17 protein-coding genes are annotated in these 15,871 nt (G+C 39.7%); 12 read left to right on the top strand and 5 right to left on the bottom strand.

The window, feature by feature from the left end; all coding sequences use genetic code 11:
* Window positions 1-153 precede the first annotated feature (153 nt).
* From SCALIN_RS10280 to ahbB, 6 genes are all read left to right on the top strand, one after another.
* Window positions 154-1,668: a M16 family metallopeptidase gene (locus tag SCALIN_RS10280; RefSeq protein WP_096894414.1), complete on the top strand. Its 1,515-nt coding sequence runs from the start codon at window positions 154-156 to the stop codon at window positions 1,666-1,668.
* Window positions 1,649-3,166, top strand: a complete 1,518-nt coding sequence (locus tag SCALIN_RS10275; protein WP_096894413.1) for a M16 family metallopeptidase — start codon at window positions 1,649-1,651, stop codon at window positions 3,164-3,166. The genes SCALIN_RS10280 and SCALIN_RS10275 overlap by 20 nt, the downstream gene beginning before the upstream one ends.
* A 105-nt stretch (window positions 3,167-3,271) precedes the next feature.
* The gene (locus tag SCALIN_RS10270) at window positions 3,272-3,952 is read left to right on the top strand and encodes a phosphopantothenoylcysteine decarboxylase domain-containing protein (RefSeq protein ID WP_096894412.1); all 681 of its coding nucleotides are present in this window, start codon (window positions 3,272-3,274) and stop codon (window positions 3,950-3,952) included.
* A gap of 130 nt (window positions 3,953-4,082) precedes the next feature.
* The gene (locus SCALIN_RS10265) at window positions 4,083-5,117 is read left to right on the top strand and encodes a 4Fe-4S binding protein (protein ID WP_096894411.1); all 1,035 of its coding nucleotides are present in this window, start codon (window positions 4,083-4,085) and stop codon (window positions 5,115-5,117) included.
* A 59-nt stretch (window positions 5,118-5,176) separates the two neighbouring features.
* A complete protein-coding gene (gene ahbA / locus SCALIN_RS10260) occupies window positions 5,177-5,653 on the top strand; it encodes a siroheme decarboxylase subunit alpha (RefSeq protein ID WP_096894410.1) in 477 nt (158 codons plus the stop codon).
* A 3-nt stretch (window positions 5,654-5,656) separates the two neighbouring features.
* Complete coding sequence (ahbB, locus tag SCALIN_RS10255; protein WP_096894409.1) at window positions 5,657-6,118, top strand: siroheme decarboxylase subunit beta; 462 nt, start codon at window positions 5,657-5,659, stop codon at window positions 6,116-6,118.
* A gap of 116 nt (window positions 6,119-6,234) precedes the next feature.
* On the opposite strand, the gene SCALIN_RS10250 is transcribed toward ahbB, so the two are convergent.
* A complete protein-coding gene (locus SCALIN_RS10250; RefSeq protein ID WP_096894408.1) occupies window positions 6,235-6,729 on the bottom strand; it encodes a YajQ family cyclic di-GMP-binding protein in 495 nt (164 codons plus the stop codon).
* Between the two features lie 458 nt (window positions 6,730-7,187).
* On the opposite strand from SCALIN_RS10250, the gene nikR reads away from it, so the two are divergent.
* From nikR to SCALIN_RS10220, 5 genes are all read left to right on the top strand, one after another.
* Window positions 7,188-7,607, top strand: a complete 420-nt coding sequence (gene nikR, locus SCALIN_RS10245; RefSeq protein ID WP_096894407.1) for a nickel-responsive transcriptional regulator NikR — start codon at window positions 7,188-7,190, stop codon at window positions 7,605-7,607.
* A gap of 217 nt (window positions 7,608-7,824) precedes the next feature.
* Entirely contained in the window at window positions 7,825-8,544 is a 720-nt protein-coding gene (locus SCALIN_RS10235) for a sulfite exporter TauE/SafE family protein (protein ID WP_203415428.1), read from the top strand.
* Window positions 8,545-9,004: 460 nt separating this feature from the next.
* Window positions 9,005-9,316: a hypothetical protein gene (locus SCALIN_RS10230; RefSeq protein ID WP_096894404.1), complete on the top strand. Its 312-nt coding sequence runs from the start codon at window positions 9,005-9,007 to the stop codon at window positions 9,314-9,316.
* 72 nt (window positions 9,317-9,388) lie between these two features.
* Window positions 9,389-10,369 carry a glucokinase gene (locus tag SCALIN_RS10225; protein WP_096894403.1) on the top strand — a complete coding sequence of 327 codons (981 nt, stop codon included), beginning with the start codon at window positions 9,389-9,391 and terminating at the stop codon, window positions 10,367-10,369.
* Between the two features lie 129 nt (window positions 10,370-10,498).
* The gene (locus tag SCALIN_RS10220) at window positions 10,499-12,118 is read left to right on the top strand and encodes a protein adenylyltransferase SelO (protein WP_096894402.1); all 1,620 of its coding nucleotides are present in this window, start codon (window positions 10,499-10,501) and stop codon (window positions 12,116-12,118) included.
* A gap of 96 nt (window positions 12,119-12,214) precedes the next feature.
* Here the strand turns inward: SCALIN_RS10220 and SCALIN_RS10215 are convergent, their stop codons facing one another.
* A complete protein-coding gene (locus SCALIN_RS10215) occupies window positions 12,215-12,724 on the bottom strand; it encodes an LEA/WHy family protein (protein WP_096894401.1) in 510 nt (169 codons plus the stop codon).
* 381 nt (window positions 12,725-13,105) lie between these two features.
* Here SCALIN_RS10215 and SCALIN_RS10210 point away from each other — a divergent pair, with 381 nt between their 5' ends.
* Window positions 13,106-13,534: a response regulator gene (locus SCALIN_RS10210; protein WP_096894400.1), complete on the top strand. Its 429-nt coding sequence runs from the start codon at window positions 13,106-13,108 to the stop codon at window positions 13,532-13,534.
* Between the two features lie 68 nt (window positions 13,535-13,602).
* Here the strand turns inward: SCALIN_RS10210 and SCALIN_RS10205 are convergent, their stop codons facing one another.
* From SCALIN_RS10205 to SCALIN_RS10195, 3 genes are read right to left on the bottom strand one after another with little or no spacing between them, the layout of a single operon-like run.
* Entirely contained in the window at window positions 13,603-14,298 is a 696-nt protein-coding gene (locus SCALIN_RS10205; protein WP_096894399.1) for an arginyltransferase, read from the bottom strand.
* Between the two features lie 11 nt (window positions 14,299-14,309).
* Window positions 14,310-14,798, bottom strand: a complete 489-nt coding sequence (locus SCALIN_RS10200; protein WP_096894398.1) for a DUF456 domain-containing protein — start codon at window positions 14,796-14,798, stop codon at window positions 14,310-14,312.
* 16 nt (window positions 14,799-14,814) lie between these two features.
* A complete protein-coding gene (locus SCALIN_RS10195; RefSeq protein WP_096894397.1) occupies window positions 14,815-15,870 on the bottom strand; it encodes an NAD(P)/FAD-dependent oxidoreductase in 1,056 nt (351 codons plus the stop codon).
* Between the last annotated feature and the right edge of the window lies 1 nt (window position 15,871).

Genomic DNA, 15,871 nt, shown 5'->3' with positions numbered 1-15,871 from the left:
AGGATTACAGGTAGTTTTCATAACTTGATTGGAACTTTCTTTGTGAAACTATTGTAGCAGTATTTAGCAGCTTGATAAGAATAAAAGAAGTGTAAATTCATGTATACTCCTATTCACTGCCGGATATAAATTATAAGAGAGGAGATCTTTTTGATGAAGAAGTTCAGAACAAAAATTATTGTTATCTCAGTAATACTCTTTTTTTGTGCAAACGCCTTTGGCCAAAAGCTGAAACTTGATGTAAAAGAGCACAAACTGGATAACGGTATTAAATTGTTAATGTTGGAGAAACACGATGTTCCAATAGTCTCACTCAGAATCGTTTACAAAGTTGGTTCAGTAAATGAGCGTCCGGGAATAACAGGCGCATCTCACCTGTTTGAACATATGATGTTTAAAGGTACAGAGATTTTCGGGACTAAAGATTATAACAGCGAAAAACCTCTGCTGGCAAAAGAGGATGAGCTCATGTCTGATATTGTATTTGAAAAGTCTAAAGGAAATGATAAAGACATCGAAAAGCTCAAACGACTGCAGGAGGAATTGGAAGATGTATGGAAAAAGCAGAAAGACTTGATCGTGAAGGATGAAATGTGGTCTATTTATCTTAAGAATGGTGCTACAGGGCTTAATGCTTCAACCGGGAACGATGCAACGTATTATTACTGCAACCTGCCGGCAAACAGGCTTGAATTGTGGGCATTTATGGAGTCTGACCGTATGAAAAATCTCGTCTTGAGGGAGTTCTACTCTGAAAGGGACGTTGTGATGGAAGAGAGACGTATGCGCACGGAAAACAGTCCGTTCGGCCTGTTAATAGAGCAGCTGAATGCCGCCACTTTTACTGCCCATCCTTATGGCTGGCCTGTTATAGGTTGGATGTCGGATATTCGGAATATGAAAAAGGCGGATGTTTCAGAATATTTTGAGCAATACTATTCGCCTAACAATGCGGTAATCGTCGTTGTAGGGGATATTAATCCTGATATAGTTGTTGATCTTATTGAGAAGCACTTTGGTGATATTGAGCGTCAACCTGCACCGCCCTCTGTTACAACCGTAGAGCCGCAGCAAAGAGGAGAACGTAGGGTTTATGTGGAATACGACGCCAATCCGGTACTGTCTATTGCCTATCATAAGCCTGCTGTCGGTCACCCGGACCAATACGTATTTGATGTTATCGAGGCAATTTTGTCAAATGGAAGAACTTCGAGACTGTATAAAAGTTTGATAGAAGAGAAGCGTATTGCCGTAATGGCCCACGCGTATGGTGGAGCATCCAAGTATCCAGATACATTTATCTTCTTCTCTTCGCCTCGACATCCTCATACCGCTGAAGAGGTTGAAGAAGCAATATACGAAGAGTTGGAAAAGCTGAAGACGACTCCTGTGACTGACCATGAATTACAAAAAATTAAAAACCAATTGGAAGCCGGTTTTGTAAGGAGCCTGGAATCCGCATCAGGGTTGGCAAGTGAAATCTCTTCATACGAAGCGATTTCAGATTGGAGATATATTAATACGCTTGTTGAGAAGACAGTGGCTGTGACGCCGGAAGATATTATACGTGTTGCAAACAAATATTTTACAAAGACCAACAGAACGGTAGCAATCTTAGTGAATAAAAAGAAAGGAAACGGTGCAGCTCATGAAAACAAAGGAAGTTAATTTTTCACTAAGACATTTTTTTATTTTCATTATCATGCTGTCAGGTTTTTCTATTGGGCAGGCAAAAACACTTTATGCGTATGATGAACATAGCGGACAGGCGATTGAACCGGTTATGACCGCACCCCAATCTGAGGGGGCAAAGATAGTATCTAAGTTTGAATACGAACCAATTGAGTTTACTCCGCCAAGGCCTGAACGAGTGGTTCTGGACAATGGCATGGTCATTTACCTTCTTGAAGACCACGAATTGCCTCTTTTTAAAATTACAGCTAAATTCAGGACAGGAGCCGTTTATGAGCCTGAAGAGAAAGCAGGGCTTGCAAATCTGGTTGGCAGTGTAATGAGAAGAGGTGGTACAAAGACAAGAACGCCGGAACAGATGAATGAAGAACTGGAGTTTATTGCCGCATCTGTTGAGACCGGCATTAGCAGAGAATCAGGTAGCGCATCTCTTTCTACAATGAAGAAGGATATTGACAAAGGTCTGGATGTTTTTGCGGATGTGTTGATGAACCCTGCTTTTCCTGAAGATATGATCAGGAAGGAGAAAGATGAGATACTGGAAAACATAAGAAGGGAAAATGATACCCCCAGCAAGATTATTTTCAGGGAGTTCAGGAAGATCCTTTATAAGGCGGACCATCCGTATAGTAGGAAAATAATAGGGTATAAAGAGACCGTAGAAAGTATAACCAGAGATGACATGATTGCTTTCCATAAAAAGTACTTTTGCCCGAACAATGTTATTATGGGTATTTCCGGTGATTTTGATACACAGGAAATATTAGAAAAGCTAAAGGTTGTTTTTGCAGATTGGAAAAAGAGAGAAATACATTTTTCGGAAGTGCCAGCAGTTGAGAAAAAATTCAAAAGGTCAATAAATTATATTTACAAAGATGTGAACCAGGCCAGCGTGGTTTTTGGCCATTTAGGCATAAACAGGTTAAACAAAGACTATTTCCCAATTAAGATAATGAACTTTATCCTTGGAGGAGGAAGCTTTACCTCCAGAATTCCGAGTAAAGTTCGTTCAGATGAAGGGTTGGCATATTCGGCGTACAGTGGGTTTCATACTCCAAGAGATCTTGGTTTCTTCTTCGCATCGTGCCAGACTAAAAGTGAATCGACGGTAAAAGCCATAAATTTCGCCCTGGATGAAGTAAGGAAGATCAGGGAAGAACACGTTGGTGATGATGAATTAGAACTGGCAAAAGATACCTACATAAACCAGTTTATCTTTAAATTTACATCGAGTGCAAGTATCGTTGGTCAAATGGTAGGGATAGAATACGAAGGTTTGCCATTAGATTATCTTGATACCTATGTGGATAATATAAAGGCAATTACTAAAGAAGATATAGCTCGTGTGGCAAAAGAGTATTTACGCCCCGACGATATTAAATTGCTCGTTATTGGAGATGTGGAGCAATTTGATAAACCGTTAACTGGATTTGGTGAAGTAAATACTATTGAGTTGGAAAATAAAAAGGAATAGCTGATAGATACTTGTTGATACCGGGTACTCGCAACCAGGGTTGTCCCGGTATCAACTTTAAAAACCCTCTTTAATGTCAAGCATTTACAGGATTAAAGACGTTAAATGCCCCTCCTCAAAAAGAAAAATATTCTTATTACCTCTGGTTCAACTCGTGGCTATCTGGACGCCATTCGATACATAACCAACACTTCAACAGGGAAGCTTGGCAGGGAAATAGCACATGTTGCCATGAGCCGAGGTGCGATAGTTACCTATGTCTACGGTGCAGATAGCCTGTTTCCTTTAGTTCAAGATCTCAAGGACATAAATCCTTCACAGCTTAAGTTGATTGAAATTGAAACGAATGATGATCTGGTTAAGGTTATTAAGGAAAAATTGAAGAGAAAGAAATTTGATGCTATTGTTCACGCAATGGCGGTAGCTGATTATGTGCCGGCCAGGGTTAAACCTGACAAAACACCGTCAAAAAAGAAAGAATGGTTACTGAAGCTGGTAAAAACACCAAAGGTCATAGCAATTATCAGGGATATATGGCCGGATGCACAGCTTGTTGGTTTTAAATTAGAGGTAAACAGAACAAAAGACGATCTGATAAAAACAGCCAGAAGATTTCTAAAAAAGAACAGGGCTGACATAATCGTAGCAAATGATAACAAAAACATCTCCTGCAACCGCCATATTGCGTACATGGTTACAGAAGACAGTAAAATATCGAGGCCATTAAAAACCAAATCGGATATTGCAGAAAATATAATTTCCTACCTTGAGAATATCCTCAATTAAAATCTGCTACTAGTTTTTGTTTGACTAAAAGTCAGTATAAAATATAATGAAGTCTTTTATAATTTTCAATATATATGACCGTTAAGGCTTTGTTTTAGAAAGTTTTCTGCTTTTAAGGGAGTTAAGTTTAATGGAATGGGATAAAGAGGCAAGTTTAAGGCTTGAAAAAATACCCATATTTGTAAGAAGGATGGCTCGATCAAAGATCGAAAAACGTGCCAGTGAAAAGGGGAAGAGCATTGTAACCCTGGAAGATGTTGAAGACGCAAAGGCAGGTTTTATGGGTACCGGAAGTGTTAAAAGCGATAAAGGGGTTATGAACGCAAATCCTTTCTCTCTGGACTCAAAAATGGGGGAAGATAAATTTGAAATCCTGAAAAGGTCAGATGAATATAGTGAGGAAGACGGGCTTCCGGCAATGTACACTATTGAAATATGCCGTGGAGAAGATGTTGAATGTCCGTTTTTGATAGAAGGAGTCAAAGGGCTTCGTCAGAAAATGAAAAACCGGCTGAGAGAGATCGAATTCAGTAAAAAACTGATCAACAGAATAGATGGTAAAATCCTTCCTCATCAGAGGCTGAAGATCGCGATTTCCAGTTGTCCGAACTGCTGTTCCATGCCTCAAATCAGGGATTTTGGTGTACACGTCAGGGCTAAAGTAATTGTGGATGACGCTTTTGAATGTAACGGTTGTGGAAATTGTTTGAGGGCCTGTAAAGAAGGTGCTATCAGGATTACGGGAATGTCAAATGAACAGGCGGAAGTAACAGGAGATGGGCAAACCGGGCAGCCTGAAAACCGGAAAAGGGTTGTTGCCATTAACTATGATCGTTGTGTACATTGTGGCTTATGTGCCGAGGTTTGTCCTACCGGTACGATAAAGACAGAGAAAAAATGCTTTCGCGTAATGATTGGAGGTAAGCTGGGAAGACATCCTCGGTTTGCGGACGACCTTACAGGCTTTGCAGATGAATCCGAAGTACTCAAGGCTCTGGATGTGTGTGTAGACGCGTTACTGAATGAAAAGAAAGAAAAACGTTTTGGAGAATTAGTAAGAAAAATTGGCATTGAAGAGTTTAAAAGAAGGTTAAATGAAAATAAAGATCTTTCACGTGAACAGGTGAGTGATAAAGAGATAGTACATTCGGGAATGCATAATTAGGCGTAACAAAAATCGTTGCGTAGGTTCCGTACATTTTTTAAGGTGGGAAATTTAATAAAATGGCATTAAACGATACTGAAAAAAAAATACTACAAAGGCTTCAATCAAATCTTCCATTGACACATAGACCATTCCTGGATATTGCCAATGAACTGGATCTTGATGAAGACTTGGTCATTGAAAAAATAAAAGCTATGGTTGAGGGTAAATACGTCAGACGTCTTGCCCCTATTATAAATACCCAGGCTGTTGGAAACTCTGCGACACTTGCGGCGATGCAGGTACCTGATGACAGAATTGATGATGTAGCTGAGGTGATAAACGGGTATAGCGGTGTTTCTCATAATTATTTAAGAAAAGGGAAAAACAAAGAGCTTCCTCTTAATATCTGGTTTACGATGTCGGCACCATCACAGGAAAAGCTTGAAGAAAATATTAAAGAGATAGAGACTCGTACCGGTTTTGATGTCCGCATGCTGCCAACGACTAAGAAATATAAGATAGGTGTGAAATTTAAAATATACAAAAAAGGATAATTTATGACAGAAGATTTAGATATTAAACTGATTAAACATACTCAGGAGGGTTTACCCCTGACAAAGACCCCATACAAAGATATAGCAGATGCATTAGGTATGTCTGAGGAAGAAGTTATAGACAGATTAAAGTCCCTGTTGGAATGTGGAAAGATAAGGAGGCTTGCGGCTTCTATAGCTCACAGGAAGATAGGGATAAACTCTAATGCCATGACAGTATGGAAGGTTCCTCAGGAGAAGGTGGATGAGTGCGGAAAAATAATGGCGGCTTTTGAAGAGGTTACACATTGTTATGAACGTCCGACATTTCCAGGTTGGGAGTATAACGTATTTACCATGATTCATGGTTATACTGATGAAGAGTGTGAAAACGTTATAAACAGCATAAAAGAGAAAACCGGTCTTGACGATTACGTAATGTTATACAGTGAAAAGGAATTCAAGAAGGTAGGAGTAAGGATCTAGAAAGAGTGCAAAATATTCATTAATCCACCGGGTTATTCAGTGACGGTTCAAGTTTGCCAGAATTGAACGAAAACCACACCTGTTGTTTTTTGTGTTAATTTGTATAATTCGATTCTCTATTTATAATTTTCGAATTGCACTGCAAAATCATAATCCTGGTCTTTGATTGTCTGCATAACGGTTTGCAGATCATCTATCTTTTTTCCTGATAACCTGATTTTATCTTCCTGAATTTGTGATTGTACTTTCAGCTTCATGCCTTTTATAAGTTTTACAATCTCTTTTGCTTTATCCATAGGAATGCCTGACTGAAACGTAATAACCTGCCTTATAGTATTTCCCAGGGCTTTTTCTGTTTTTCCAAAAACAAGGGCTTTTGATGGGATTGCTCTCTTTGCAAGTTTTTCAGTCAAAATATCTGTTAAACTTTTAAGTTTATAGTCATCATCGGCGATCAACGTTATGGAGTCATCTTTATTCAAGGTGATTGACGATTTGCTTCCTTTAAAATCGTATCTTACCGCCAATTGCTTTTTGGCCTGATCTACCGCGTTCTTAACCTCGTGTATCTCTACCTTACATACAATGTCAAGTGAATGTGTATCTGCCATATTAATGTCTCCTGTATCATTTAAAGCGATTTTATGTAAATAACTTGATGTTTAGGAATCTCAATATTTATTAGACTCCCAATCAAGTTGGGAATGACAAATTCTACATTGTCATTCCCGCACCAACCCGGATAATTCCGTTCGGACGGGAAAGCGGGAATCCAGCTCGTTTTCTCCAGCAAGTGGACTTTACAAAGGTTATTTGAATACTTGCCGCTGCATAATACATGAAACATGGTATTTCGTCAAGAAGGAGATAGGGTTGAGATCTAATTATCTAATACGTTGAGAAGCGCTTTTTTTTGGATCCCACCTTGAGAAGGACGGGGAAGAGGGAGGTCATTAATCTACAGGTTTTTTTCAACGTATTGGGTTATGATGTTGAAACTACACATTGACTTTTGTGCTTATTAGTGGTACAAAATATAAAATGGTAACACGATGATAAGGTTTGCATTATGGATGATTTAGTCAGGTTTGGGGTTTCAATGGACGCCAGACTTCTCAAACAATTTGATAAGTATATAAGCCAGAAAGGTTATGCAAACAGATCAGAAGCTATCAGAGACCTGATAAGAGGCAACCTGGTGGAAGAGGAGTGGAAGGCAGGTGAAGGAGAGACTGTTGGGACTATTACCATTATCTACAACCATCACAAGCGTGAATTAACAGATACTTTGACAAACATTCAGCACAAATACCACGCTTCTATGATTTCCACCATGCACGTGCATCTTGACTCCCATAACTGCCTGGAGGTTTTAGTGGTGAAAGGCAAGGCCAGGGAAATAAAGATAGTTGCTGACAGGCTTATCGGAACAAAAGGGGTAATGCATGGAAAGCTGACAACGACTACTCTGGGTAAAGACTTTCGTTGATGTTTTTTTGTGTATCTGTGCTACAAATATTTAAATTATGCTACCTGCTATTCCTGTACTGAAATATGTACAAAAATAGATTTCTGATCAGGGTCAGGAATGGAAGATGGGCTGGACGGTAAAATAACAACAAGCGATTTAGCTGTCATTCCCGAGGAAAAACATACTTGGGCAACAGACAGGGAATCTAACCCTGATATTGAAAGGAATATAAAAGTTGCACGAAATAACTGTTATCACAATTACGGCGGCATCAATAGGCCTGATTCATACAATGCTCGGGCCTGACCACTATCTGCCTTTTATTGTAATGGCGCGGGCAAAGAAATGGTCGTTGACCAGAACAACCTTCATAACCGTTTTATGTGGGATAGGCCATGTATTGAGTTCTGTAGTTTTAGGTATAATAGGCGTCGCTCTGGGAATATCTTTAAATAAGTTAGGTGCAATTGAGTCCTTTCGCGGTGGAATTGCGGCATGGTTTCTCATAGCTTTCGGGCTGGGGTATTTTATCTGGGGAGTATTCACGGCACGAAGGAACCGTCCGCACGTACACTGGCATGCGCACGGAGACGCAAGTATGCCAATTCATAAACATAAACATCAGCATGATAGTAAAGAGCAATTACATGTTCATAAGGGAGAAAAAGCAAAGAACCTTACTCCATGGATACTATTTACCATCTTTGTATTTGGTCCCTGTGAGCCCCTGATTCCGTTACTGATATATCCTGCGGCAAAGAGCAGTACTATTGGTATGGTGCTGGTAACCGGTGTTTTCGGTGTTGTGACGATTGCAACAATGCTGAGTATTGTTATACTTCTCTCTCTGGGGGCAAATCTACTGCCTCTGGGAAGGCTGGAGCGATACACTCATGCCCTGGCAGGTGCAACCATTTGTCTCTGTGGAATAACAATTCGGTTTCTTGGACTATGATTATAAATATTTTTGTAATTGCTTTATATGTTGAGAAATATTTCCTATTTCTCGGATCTCAAGTATCGAGTCTTTTGACACCCTCCTTGAGAAGGAGGGGCAAGGGGTGGTTATAAATCAATGATTTTTTACTAGGCTATAAGATCCAGAAATTAAACTAAAAAAAAATTGATATGTACTGTATACAAGCATGCAACGTATACGAATTTTCTGAAACGGAATGTGGAATATGTTGAACTTACGTCATACCCGAATGCTTCCTTGTTTTCACGGGGAGAAGCTTATTGGATCTCTTGAGACTCTTTCATTCCGAAGAACTAAAATAGTGTGATTTCATACCGAGGATAGTCGAAGAATAGCTACCTTACTTGTACAAACAGGTTAAATTATTGAGACGAGAACCACAGTATTTAACCGCTGTCACTCTTAAAACATTAACTATAGAAAGGGGAATGACCTCATGAAGAGAGCAATTATTTCTATTATATTCTTAATCACCCTGTTTTTTACAACAGAAATCTGCGCATCCGATTTGTATATTACTAAAGGAGGGTGGTTTGGGGCTATCAACAAAGAATCTTTTGAATTGCTGGCAGAACGAATTGACGATGTTGTTGCTGTTCAGGAGATGCTGGATAATGGAACAATCTTTATTATGGATGAGGGTGAAGAGGTGTATTTAGAGGATGAAACTGGAAGCATTGTTGTCCTGAGACGAAGAGGAGGTACGTCCACGTTCTGGACATTTGCCGGTGCAATAGAAAAGAAATAAAAACTATTATCAATTTGTACTTGAGTTATATTTGATAATCATTAACTTATGAACTAATACAAGCAATTAATCATGAACACAACAATCAGTATTCTTGCTGCAGATATAGGTGGAACAACCAGTCGGTTTGCTCATTTTGAGGCAGGCCTTGGGAAGACACTGGAAATGGTAGATATCTTATCATTTAATACTGCAAGTCACAATATTTCTTCTTTTAATGATTTAGTCCAGAATTTTCTGGATTTAAAGTCGAATTCGTTCTGTGAATTATGTAACTATAACATTGTGGTTTTTGCTGTGGCTGGGCCTGTCCGAAATAATAAATGTACTCCTCCCAATATTAAGTGGGAGATAGATTTGAACTCTATCAAAGAGAAAAAATGTATTATTATAAATGATTTCGTCGCTCAAGCGTATGCATGCTTAACGAAAAAGATATATTCAAAAACGATTCCAATAAAAAGTGGTGAAAGTGATTATGAAGGTACAAAAGCGGTTATTGGTGCCGGAACAGGTCTTGGACATTGCGCACTGGTTTATAATAAATGTTCAAAGAAAGAAGAACATGATTATATCCCGGTGGCATCGGAAGGTGCACATATAGCATTTCCGTTTATTGGGGAAGAAGAGTTGGAATTTGAAAACTTTGCTACTAAAAAGCTGAATATACCATATTTGTCTGGTGATCTGGTTGTAAGTGGAATTGGAATATCCTTACTTCACGAGTTTTTATCTGGGCAGAGATTAACTCCGGAAAACGTAATGAGAGACAATTCAAGAAACAGCTCTGCTCTTAAACTGTTTACACGTTTTTATGCCAGAGCGTGTCGGAGTTATGCATTATCCGTATATGCAACAGGTGGTATTATAATTTCAGGAGGTATAGCTGCAAAAAACCCGGAAGTTGTTAACAATAATTATTTTATACAAGAATTCTGTAATTCTCCTACACAAGAAAAATTGCTTCAAATGATCCCGGTTAATTTAAATTGCCGGGAAGATATCGGGTTATTTGGTGCAGCCTGCTATGCGCAAAGACTATGTCAGAGATAACGAACACTAATACACATCTACCAAAATTTTTTTAATTCTCATTATTCAATACTAGCAGATTCTTGTAATCAAAACGGTTAAATGTATAATGAAAATAGTAGATTAATTTTTACCATTTAATTATTCAAGATGAATACTCAATTGGAAGCGCAGACTCTGGATACCTTAACGTTTGATAATAGCTTTATGCGTGAACTACCCGCCGACCCCGAAACGGAAAACTATCGCCGTCAGGTAAAACGGGCTTGTTACTCTCGTGTACAACCAACAAAAGTTGTTCAGCCGCAGATGGTTGCCTATGCCAGGGAAGTGGCTGAGAAACTGGGTTTTGCAAGTGGCATTTGCGAAACTGATGATTTTGTACAGGTATTTTCAGGCAACCGGTTGCTGCCTGCTATGGATTGTTATGCCACCTGTTACGGTGGCCATCAGTTCGGCAGCTGGGCAGGACAACTCGGAGATGGTCGTGCTATAAATCTTGGTGAGATAGTTAATCATAATGGAGAGAGGTGGACATTACAACTAAAAGGAGCCGGCCCAACACCATATGCACGAATGGCAGACGGTTTTGCTGTTTTACGCTCATCAGTACGTGAGTTTCTGTGTAGCGAAGCGATGCATCATTTGGGAATACCCACGACACGAGCGTTAAGTCTGGTAACTACGGGAGAGCAGATTGTCAGGGATATGTTTTATGATGGCAATTCCAGGCCTGAACCGGGAGCCGTTGTCTGCCGTGTCGCCCAATCATTTACACGCTTCGGCAGTTTTCAGATTTTTGCAGCGCGTCGAGAAACCGATGTATTGCAACAGCTGTTAGATTACACCATACGTACTGATTTTCCCCATTTGGGTGAACCGTCTCCTGATATTTATCTGGCGTGGTTTGAGGAGGTCTGCCGCAGAACAGCAGAGATGGTTGTACACTGGATGCGTGTGGGGTTCGTCCATGGTGTTATGAACACTGATAACATGTCGATTCTCGGCCTCACGATTGACTACGGCCCCTATGGCTGGCTGGAAGGCTATGACCCCGACTGGACCCCTAACACAACCGACGCTGGACTTCATCGATATTGCTTTGGCAAACAGCCACAAATTGCTTACTGGAACCTTGCTCAACTCTCCCATGCCATCTCTCCATTGGTCGAGCGGGCAGAACTATTAAAAGGAGTACTGAAGAGTTATATAAAAGAGTACGAATATGGTTGGCAATCCATGATGGCCAAAAAACTGGGGCTGAATGCTTTCGACTCTGAAACTGACGACGAATTAGTAACGGAGCTACAGGCGATATTGCAGTTAGCTGAAACAGACATTACAATTTTTTTTCGACAGCTTGCAAAGATCGATTTTGAACTTAAACCAATGGGTGATGTACGCGATGTTACATTGCCGGAAACTCTAATGAATGCTTTCTACGTGCCTGATCAGTTAACTGATGATCATGTAGTGCGTATCGGTAATTGGATACGGCGTTACGGAGAGCGTGTGCGTAAAGACGGTACATTAAACGATAAACGACGTAGAAGGATGAACGCCATCAATCCAAAATATGTGTTGCGAAACTACCTGGCCCAGCTTGCAATCGACAAGGCAGAGCAGGGTGACAATTCGATGGTCAATGAATTGCTGGAGTTACTGCGCCACCCTTATGATGAACAACCAGACAAAGAAGATTATGCTGAAAAGCGTCCTGACTGGGCGCGTCATCGAGCAGGCGGTTCGATGCTTTCATGCAGCTCTTGAAGCTCCAATTTAACGGTTAAGCAATTAACTTTTGTTCGTAATGGGTATATATTCCAGCTGCTTTATTTTTCATAGTTGAGAAAACTTTCTAAGAGATCATGGGTTGCTTAAAAAAAAGTTGCTTCCATCCTTTTTGTCCAGATTCAGATCAAGTTCTCCTTTGTATTCGAATGGGAGCTTGCGCATCCGATTTGCCAATTTGGCCTTGCCGGTCAGACGATAACTCACTTTTTTTGTACCGCCAGTCATCAATTCCTGAAACTGTCTGAGTATATTGGTAAGATCACTGGCCGCAACTATCTCAATAACTTCCTCTCCGAATTCCGGAATGTTCACTGGCTTGTTACTTACGCCACGTGCGAAACTTTTTTCGTTAATAAATATCCGGTAGCTCATACCCTTAATAGGAATTACAACATCATTCGGATTCTGAATGCGTATCAAAATACGATAGCGTTGTTCAAAAACACCCACATTAAGCATATTAATATTTGACAGGGTTATATACGGGGGTTCTGAAAGTTTAATTGTGCTGGCGCAGCCGGCAAATACTGCTAAGAGCAACGGTAAAATCAGTTTTTTAATTTGTTCTACATTGATAACCACTGTTATGCTTCCTTTCTAAAGAAGGATTTTACAGTATGAGGTGTATAAATACCATGTTATTTTAGATCGTTTTAAATCAATTGGAATAAAATAATATACTTGACATGTTGCACTACATGTAGTACCATCTTACTCTGATAGTACTACCCACATAACCTTTCATTTCAAATTGTTCAATGAAAGCGCATAAAATTGTGCTAAAAACCATAATATGTAATTAGTATGAGATTACCGTGATTTATGAAGAAATCAATCTAAGCTGATAGAACTTGTTGAGAAATGAACCATAAAATAACAAGGAAAGAATTAGTTGATATGTTTTATTCACTTTAACCTTGTGAGGAGGCTACGAAGCCTGAAAGGAAAGGGGGAATATAGAAAATGAAAATAAAAGCTGTTGTTCTTGAAGATGATGATTCTATAAGAAGTTTAACCTGTGAAATATTGAAAGATCGGGGATATGAAGTCTTTGCTTCATCTGAGCCATTTTTCAGCCCCGTGTATTTAAATCAGGAGTGTGACTGCCCGGAAGAGTATTGTACTACTATCGTAATTACTGATATTAATATGCCCAATATGACAGGGTTAGAATTCATAGAACATCAAAGAAGTATGGGGTGTAAGTTTCAAAATGTAGCAGTCATGTCAGGGAGATGGACAAACGAAACCCTTGCACACGCTAATAGACTTGGCTGTCAAACGTTCTGCAAACCATTTAAGGTTAACGAAATTAAAAAGTGGTTAGATGAATGCGAAGAGAGATTAGACCACAGGGATAAATTATCAAACATGCAAAGGCGTTATAATTGATGATACATGTTTACTATCTGTTTTTATGATCTCAATTATGGTGTTTGTATCAGGTATTGGGAAATTGTTCATACCAGCGTGACTTCCCACTTGTCCTTTAACCAGTTATAGTGTTCACTCGGTTTAAAGTTATTTTTGTACGCCATTCTCTGGCACTCTTTGACATAATAACCCAGGCAATAGTATTTTAATCCAAGCGATTGAGTGTGGTATATCTCTTTTAATATGCTGAAAGTCCCCAATCCAAGATGAGAAAATTTTGTGTCGTATATAAAGTAGACACTGCTCAGGCAATCCTCACCTTTGTCCAGAAAACCCAGACCTATCAACTCTCCGTTAAGATAGTATTCTGATTGAAGGCTTGGGGTGGAGGGTGAGAAGAAGCTGGTAATAAATTCATCCAGATTGCATTCCTGTGAGAAACGTTGTTTTGAATGGTTCTGGTAGATCTCAAAGGCCCTTCCACTGAATTTAAGTGGACCGAAAACGACATCAATGTCCCTGTTCTTTTTCATATTACGCTTCTGGCTTTTAGAAGGATGAAATTCATCAGATAGTACTCGGACAGGAACACACTCGCGACAATCGGGACAGGAAGGTTGGAAAAAATATACACCAAATTTTCTCCATCCTTTTTCAAGTAAGAATGAAATATCAGATTCGTTCAACTCGCTTGCAAGAAAATATCTGATCTGCTTTTTCCTGTCCGGCAGATATGGACAGGGAGAAAGCTCTCCTATATCCAGTTCTCTATGTAGAATCATAGTTTGTTTCTCTAAAACACCTTCCAGATGAAAATGCCTATTATAATGACGCCAATAACCAGTTTTGCTATTGCACCACCAAGAAAACCGACCAGGGTCCCAATCCCCGATTTAAGCGAACTCCTGAAATCCTTGCCAAAGATTAGTTCAAACAGGACAGCGCCAAAGAAAGGACCAAAAACCAGTCCAATTATTCCACCCATAAAAAAACCGGCAATACCACCGATAACAGACCCAATCAATCCCCATTTTGTGGCCCCATATTTTTTTGCCCCTATTACGCCTCCAAAATAATCAAGGATAACTGAGAGAATAGTTAAAACTCCAAAGATCAAGACAAGGGACCAGCTTATGCTTTTAAATCCATCGCAAACGGCATATATCAATACGCCGACCCATATCAAGGGTGTGCTTGGAATGATAGGAAGCACTATTCCCGCAAGTCCTCCAAACATGATCATTAATGAAAGAGTTAAAATAGTTATGTGGAGTATATCCATTGTTTCACCCTGAACTTTAAATCGGCATCAGATCTCTGCCTGCCAGTCTTGCGCCTAGTTTCCATGATGCAGTTGTTTGTTTTCTCTCCCGTTTTGTCAATTCTGCATATAGTTCAAGTGTATTGCTGTCTGACTTGATACTTTTGCTTATAGCTTCAGCAGCAAACAGGCCGGAAGTCAATGCGCATGAAATGCCCTCGCCAAATGCATTAAGAAACCCTGCTGCTTCGCCCACAAGCAGGATGTTGTTTTTGCCCAGATAAAACCTTCCTTCCGGGCTCATGTTATTTCCAATACAGCCCGATTTTCTAACCATCTTTCCACACTTTAGATCAAATTTTTTCTCCAATAACTCTGTATATTTCAAAAGATAAGGCTTGATCTTTTTTCCTTTCGCTGCCGCAGTACCAAAGACTAGCAAACCATCCTTAACGCTGAACCACGCGTAGACCTCACCGTATTGGGGTTCCAGAAAACCGTGATAATAATTCGGGTTCAGGTTTGAACTTCCCTCAAAGTAATTCTGGTAAGCAGTAAACCATTTCAGACCTTTTTCAAATCCCGGATCAAGCTTTGATCTGATTAAAGATTTGCCACCTTCCGCGCTTATTAAGTACTTACACTTGATATCAATTATTTTATCGTTTAAAATATCGTGTATCTTAAGAAGGAGATAATCATTTGACTCGTTAAAGTCTATTAAGGCGCAGCAATCCTTAATCTCTGCACCGGAGTTTTTAACAAGCCAGTAGTCATACTCTGACCGCCACACATTCGGAGCTCCAATACCATCTTTGTTGAAAGGATAATCTTTATAATTTTCATTTTCAGACCAGAATCTGACTCCCTTTAAATACTCAGGAGTAACGTATGCTTTTTTTGGGATAACTCCAAAATATTTCTCGGTAATATTCTGGGATTTCTTGAAAATAATACCTGAGCATATCTTATACCTGGGAAGTCTCTTTTTCTCCAGCACCAGGACGTGCAGTCCTTCATTTACAAGCCCCTTTGCTGCTGCAGAACCTGAAGGGCCTGAGCCAGTTATAACAACGTCATATTCGTTTCGCATT

Origin of the sequence: Candidatus Scalindua japonica (genome assembly GCF_002443295.1) — a bacterium.
GTDB classification, from domain to species: Bacteria; Planctomycetota; Brocadiia; order Brocadiales; family Scalinduaceae; genus Scalindua; species Scalindua japonica.
This window is presented reverse-complemented; position numbering and strand designations above follow the sequence as displayed.